This window comes from Mycobacterium sp. TH-M25 (assembly GCF_057473665.1).
Window position 1 is genome coordinate 1 of the sequence record NZ_JBYCLA010000374.1, and the last position, 5,603, is coordinate 5,603.

At 62.4% G+C, this 5,603-nt stretch carries 6 protein-coding genes; 3 read left to right on the plus strand and 3 right to left on the minus strand.

Annotated elements, in window-relative coordinates:
- The first annotated feature begins 78 nt into the window (after window positions 1-78).
- The gene (locus AC2VOU_RS12550; RefSeq protein ID WP_486957676.1) at window positions 79-1,002 is read left to right on the plus strand and encodes an SDR family oxidoreductase; all 924 of its coding nucleotides are present in this window, start codon (window positions 79-81) and stop codon (window positions 1,000-1,002) included.
- A gap of 219 nt (window positions 1,003-1,221) precedes the next feature.
- Window positions 1,222-2,643, plus strand: a complete 1,422-nt coding sequence (gene eccB / locus AC2VOU_RS12555; protein ID WP_047316623.1) for a type VII secretion protein EccB — start codon at window positions 1,222-1,224, stop codon at window positions 2,641-2,643.
- A gap of 12 nt (window positions 2,644-2,655) precedes the next feature.
- Here the strand turns inward: eccB and AC2VOU_RS12560 are convergent, their stop codons facing one another.
- Genes AC2VOU_RS12560 through AC2VOU_RS12570 form a run of 3 tightly spaced genes read right to left on the minus strand, consistent with a single transcriptional unit; the run spans window position 2,656 to window position 4,686 of the window.
- Window positions 2,656-3,102, minus strand: coding sequence for a nitroreductase family deazaflavin-dependent oxidoreductase (locus AC2VOU_RS12560; RefSeq protein WP_047316603.1), 447 nt, complete (start codon window positions 3,100-3,102; stop codon window positions 2,656-2,658).
- Between the two features lie 13 nt (window positions 3,103-3,115).
- Complete coding sequence (locus AC2VOU_RS12565) at window positions 3,116-3,502, minus strand: DUF8021 domain-containing protein (protein ID WP_486957677.1); 387 nt, start codon at window positions 3,500-3,502, stop codon at window positions 3,116-3,118.
- Window positions 3,503-3,510: 8 nt separating this feature from the next.
- Window positions 3,511-4,686: a steroid 3-ketoacyl-CoA thiolase gene (locus tag AC2VOU_RS12570; protein ID WP_047316605.1), complete on the minus strand. Its 1,176-nt coding sequence runs from the start codon at window positions 4,684-4,686 to the stop codon at window positions 3,511-3,513.
- Between the two features lie 161 nt (window positions 4,687-4,847).
- Between AC2VOU_RS12570 and AC2VOU_RS12575 the strand changes: the two genes are divergently transcribed.
- On the plus strand, window positions 4,848-5,603 hold a 756-nt coding region (locus AC2VOU_RS12575; protein ID WP_486957678.1), incomplete at its 3' end, for a cytochrome P450 family protein.

Genomic DNA, 5,603 nt, shown 5'->3' on the forward strand with positions numbered 1-5,603 from the left:
GGCGGCGGTGAGCCACCGCCCTATCTTGCCGCTTCCAGCGTCAACAAGTAATTAGATAACACGTAAGGAGCAATGGGTATGGGCGTGGGCAGCGGCCTGCTAGAAGGCCGTGTCGTCATCGTCACCGGAGCGGGCGGCGGTATCGGTCGCGCGCATGCGCTGGCTTTCGCTGCCGAAGGTGCGCGCGTGGTGGTCAACGACATTGGGGTCGGCCTGGACGGATCGCCCGCCAGCGGGGGCAGCGCCGCGCAGCGCGTGGTCGACGAAATCACGGCAGCCGGTGGGGAAGCCGTCGCCAACGGATCCAACATCGCGGACTGGAATGAAGCGGCGGCCCTTGTTCAGACTGCCATCGACGACTTCGGCACCCTGGACGTCGTGGTCAACAACGCCGGCATCGTGCGCGACAGGATGATAGCCAACACCAGCGAGGAGGAGTTCGACGCCGTCATCGCGGTGCACCTCAAGGGTCACTTCGCCACGATGCGGCACGCCGGCTCGTACTGGCGCGCACTGTCCAAAGAGGGCAAAACCGTTGATGCACGGATCATCAACACCAGTTCCGGTGCCGGCCTGCAGGGCAGCGTCGGGCAGGGAAACTACAGCGCCGCTAAGGCTGGAATTGCGGCGATGACGCTGGTCGGCGCCGCAGAAATGGGTCGTTACGGCGTAACCGTCAACGCCATCGCACCGTCGGCCCGGACCCGCATGACCGAGACCGTCTTCGCTGAGATGATGGCAAAACCGGCCGAAGGATTCGACACGATGGCGCCGGAAAACGTGTCACCGCTGGTGGTGTGGCTGGGCAGCGCTGCATCCCGTGGCGTGACCGGGAGGGTGTTCGAGGTCGAGGGCGGCAGCATCCGCGTCGCCGAGGGCTGGGCGCATGGCCCCCAAGTCGATAAGGGCGCGAGGTGGGAGCCCGCCGAGTTGGGGCCCGTCGTCACCGACCTGTTGGCCAAGTCGCGGCCGCCGGTCCCGGTTTATGGGGCCGGGTCTTGATTCACCGCGGCTGACGGCAGCCTCATCGCCGGCGTGGTGGCCATCGATGGCAAGGCGATGTTTCCCGACCCGCTACACTTGGTCGATTTGCCGACGACGCATGGGATCCGGCCGCGCGCATCGTGATAACCGTGCCGTGGCCCGCCGACCGCATGGCCGCCGCGGCGGCAAATCGGTGCTGCGCGGTGGGTGCGCGCCGCAACGGGAGGGAGTGAACAATTGGGTCTTCGCTTGACTACCAAGGTTCAGGTTAGCGGCTGGCGCTTCCTGCTTCGCCGACTTGAACATGCCATCGTGCGGCGAGACACCCGGATGTTCGACGATCCGCTGCAGTTTTACAGCCGGTCGGCCACAGTCGGCATGGTGATCGCGCTAATGCTCGTGGCCGGCGCCGGATTCCTAGCCTACTTCAAACCAGTGGGCAAACTGGGTGGCAGCAGTTTTTTCGCTGACCATACGACCAACCAACTTTATGTGATGTTGTCAAGGCAGCTGCATCCTGTCTATAACCTGACTTCGGCGCGATTGGTGTTGGGCAATCCGGCGAACCCAGCCGTCGTGAAATCCGCCGAACTGAGCAAGCTTCCCGTGGGTCAGACCATTGGGATCCCCGGCGCTCCTTATGCCACACCCGTTTCGGGTGTTTCTTCGTCGATCTGGACACTCTGTAACACCGTCGCGACATCCGGCAGCTCTTCGCCGACGGCGCAGACCGCGGTGATAGCAATGCCGTTGGTGATGGATTCCTCGATAGATGTGATCCGGCCTAATGAGGCGCTGCTGGTGTCTTACCAGGGCAAAACATGGATCGTTACCCAACAGGGCCGGCACGCCATCGATCTAGATGACCGCGCTCTGACCTCGGTGGCGGGCATACCCATGAGCGCCCAGCCGACCCCCATCTCCGAGGAGATATATAACGCCCTGCCCGACGCCGGTCCGTGGCAGCTACCGCCGGTGCCCGATGCGGGCGCGCCGAATTCCTTGGGGCTGCCTGAAGATTTAGTGGTCGGGTCGGTGTTTCAGCTCCTTACCGGAGCGGGGTCGCAATACTATTTGGTGCTTGCCGACGCGATCGCGAAGGTGAACGCCGCCACCGCTGAGGCGTTGCGTGCTACCCAGTCATATGGACTAGCAGCGCCACCGGCGATGGAACCCAGCCGGGTTGTCAGGATCGACGAAGAGGTTTACCAATCACCGCTGCCCGATGAACCGCTCAAGATCGTGGCTCGGCCGGACGCGACTACGCTGTGCTGGACGTGGGAGCGCGGAGTCGGCGACCAGGCGCCGAAGACCACGGTGCTGGCGGGTCGGCACCTGCCGATAGCGCCATCGGCGATGGCCGCAGGCATCAAGCAACTCCACGGCAAGGCCACCGTGTACATAGACGGTGGAAAATCTGTCGCGTTGCAGTCCCTGGACCCTCGATACGGTGAATCCCAGTACTACATCGACGAACAAGGTGTGCGGTACGGAGTTCCCGACGCGGACGCCGCCAAGGCGTTGGGCCTGACGTCACCCGAAACCGCGCCGTGGCAAATCGTTCGGCTCCTGGTCGACGGCCCGGTGTTATCCAAACAGGCCGCCCTGCTCGAGCACGACACATTGCTCGCGGACCCAAGCCCCCAAACCGATAAGTGAGAGCCCGAACCTTCAGGGATCGCAGATGACGACCGGGATCACCCGCTCGGTCCACGACTGGTAGTCCTCGAGGGTGGGATACACGGCGGTCAGCTTCGGCCAGTATTTTGCGCGCTCTTCGGCGGTGGCGTCGCGTGCCTGCAGCTGCAGCACCTCTTTCTTAATCTGCACCGAGACTTTCGGGTTTTCCTTGAGGTTGAGGTACCACAGCGGGTGTTTGTCGGAGCCGCCCCGCGACGCCACCAGCACCACGCGATCGTCGTCGCGCACATAGATCAGCGGGCTCACCCGCGGACCACCGGTCTTGCGGCCGGTCGTGGTCAGCAATGCGACCGGGGCCTTCTGAATCGTGCCGCCGAGCTTTCCGTTGCTGCGGCGATAGATCCACGTGTTGGCCCGAGATGTCCACTTGATCACGGTGTCGGCCCAACGCGAATTCAACGCTCGTGGTTTTTCCATCGGGTGGGTATTCCTAGCGGTGAATGAATGGTTTGAAGCGAACCTTGATGTGGTGGATTTCGGCTTTCCCGCTTGGGCTTTCGGCAGGAATCAGGAAGGTCTCGTTAACCCGCGCGGCAAGCCTGCTGCCGCAAAACGCCATCTTCGTCAGCACGTCATACGCCGCGTGTACCTCATCGCCGATGATCTGGTAGTGCGGTGGCGTCGTGTCGGCGATAACCCAGTACTGAGGTCCGCGATTGAGGCTGCGCCGCAGGTGATTTCCGGATAATCCGTTCTTGACGCCTTGCTCGACCCGAGTGCATCCCGCCGCCAACGGAACGGAGTCCCCGTCATGGCTGACGAGCGCGTCGATGTAAGCCTGTGCGGCGGCGATGCGGCTCTCTTCAGAAACGATCACCGCTGGTGCTAGATCCGCTCGATGATGGTGCCCGTGGACAGGGCTCCGCCCGCGCACATGGTGATCAGCGCGGTGCTCTGGTCGGTGCGTTCCAGCTCATGCAGCGCGGTGGTAATCAACCTACTGCCGGTGCAGCCCACCGGATGGCCCAATGCAATTGCTCCGCCGTTGACGTTGACCTTGGCCATGTCGGGATCGTGTACCCGCGCCCACGACAACACCACCGATGCGAACGCCTCGTTGATCTCGACGATGTCGATGTCGCCGATCTTCATTCCCGCCTTCTCCAGCACCTTGGCGGTCGACTGCACCGGCCCGTCTAGGTGGTAGTAGGCCTCCGCGCCGACCAACGCTTGGCTGACGATCCGCGCCCGCGGTCTTAACCCAATGGCCTTAGCTTTCTTCTCATCCATCCACAACACCGCCGCTGCGCCGTCGGAGATCTGCGACGACGTGCCCGCAGTATGTATCCCGCCCTCGAGCACCGGTTTGAGCTGGCTCAAGCCCTCCATGGTGGTGTCGCGCAGTCCCTGGTCGCGGGTCACCACGTGTCGTTGCATGGTGGGCTGCTGCTGCTCGTCTAGCACTGGAGCCTCGATCGGCGAGATCTCCCGATCGAAACGGCCCTCGTCCCACGCTCGCTTAGCGCGTAGCTGAGATTCGAATCCGAACGCGTCGATCTCTTCGCGGGTGATGCCGCGACGCTTGGCGATTCGCTCGGCGGCCTCGAACTGGTTCGGCATGTCGATGTCCCATGACTGTGCGCGGATGAGCGAGCGGTCCGGACCCGCGTTGGCACCTAGGCCCACCCGGCTCATCGCCTCGACGCCGCAGGCGATACCGATGTCGATAGCGCCGATAGCAATCAAGCCGGCGATGAGATGGTTGGCCTGCTGGCCACTGCCGCACTGACAATCGACGGTGGTGGCGCCAACGTGTTCGGGCAATCCCGCGGTCAGCCATGCCGTTCGGCTGATGTTATTCGACTGTTCGCTGAACTGGGTCACGCAGCCGCCGATAATTTGTTCGATGTCGCCGGCTTGCAAGCCAGATGAGATACCGGCCTTGTCGACCAGCGCCTTTTGCACTGCCCCAAGTAGCTCGGTGGAATGCAGCCCTGACAACCATCCATTGCGTTTGCCGATCGGGCTACGGGTCGCTTCAACGATTACCGGGTTCCCCATGGGGTCAGGCTAGAACACGTTTCATTACTATGACAAGCGAGGACGCGTCGGCACCTTTTGTCTGCGGTGAAGGCATGTTTTACTGGCAGTACAGCGTCACTAGGAGAGCTAGTGTCCTCCAACTCGCCGGCCAGTAAGGACTGTCAGTAAGGAGAAGTAGCGTGCCCCGCCCGAATCTTCCACCCGGATTCGACCTGACGGATCCTGACATGTACGCCCTGCGGATACCGGTCGAAGAGTTCGCCGAGTTGCGCGCATCCGCGCCGATCTGGTGGAACCAGCAGGCTCCCGGTACTGGCGGAGGTTTCCATGACGGCGGCTTCTGGGCGATCACGAAACTTGACGACGTCAAAGAGGTGTCGCGTCGTAGCGACGTCTTCTCCAGCTGGCAGAACGGGGTGATACCGCGGTTCCCCAACGAGATAGCTCGTGAGGAGATCGAGGTGCAGCGGTTCGTCATGCTGAACATGGACGCGCCGCACCACACCCGGTTGCGTAAGATCATTTCTCGCGGTTTCACGCCGCGGGTCGTCGGACGTCTGCACGATGAACTCAACGATCGCGCCCAAAAGATCGCCAAAGCGGCGGCGGTCGCGGGTTCTGGAGACTTCGTCGAGCAGGTGTCGTGCGAGCTGCCACTCCAGGCCATTGCGGGTTTGCTGGGCGTGCCGCAAGAGGACCGGGGCAAGCTATTTGAATGGTCGAACCAGATGACCGGCAGCGAAGACCCCGAGTACGCCGATATCGATCCGAAGATGGCCTCGTTGGAGTTGATCACCTACGCGATGAAGATGGCCGAGATCAAGGCCAAGAATCCCGGCAATGACATCGTGACCGCGTTGATCGAAGCCGATATCGACGGTGAAAAGCTTTCCGACGACGAGTTCGGCTTCTTTGTGGTGATGCTCGCCGTCGCC

Coding starts and splice junctions, on each gene's coding strand:
- AC2VOU_RS12560 (WP_047316603.1), bottom strand. CDS start 3,102: ATGGAAAAACCACGAGCGTTGAATTCGCGTTGGGCCGACACCGTGATC.
- AC2VOU_RS12550 (WP_486957676.1), top strand. CDS start 79: ATGGGCGTGGGCAGCGGCCTGCTAGAAGGCCGTGTCGTCATCGTCACC.
- AC2VOU_RS12570 (WP_047316605.1), bottom strand. CDS start 4,686: ATGGGGAACCCGGTAATCGTTGAAGCGACCCGTAGCCCGATCGGCAAA.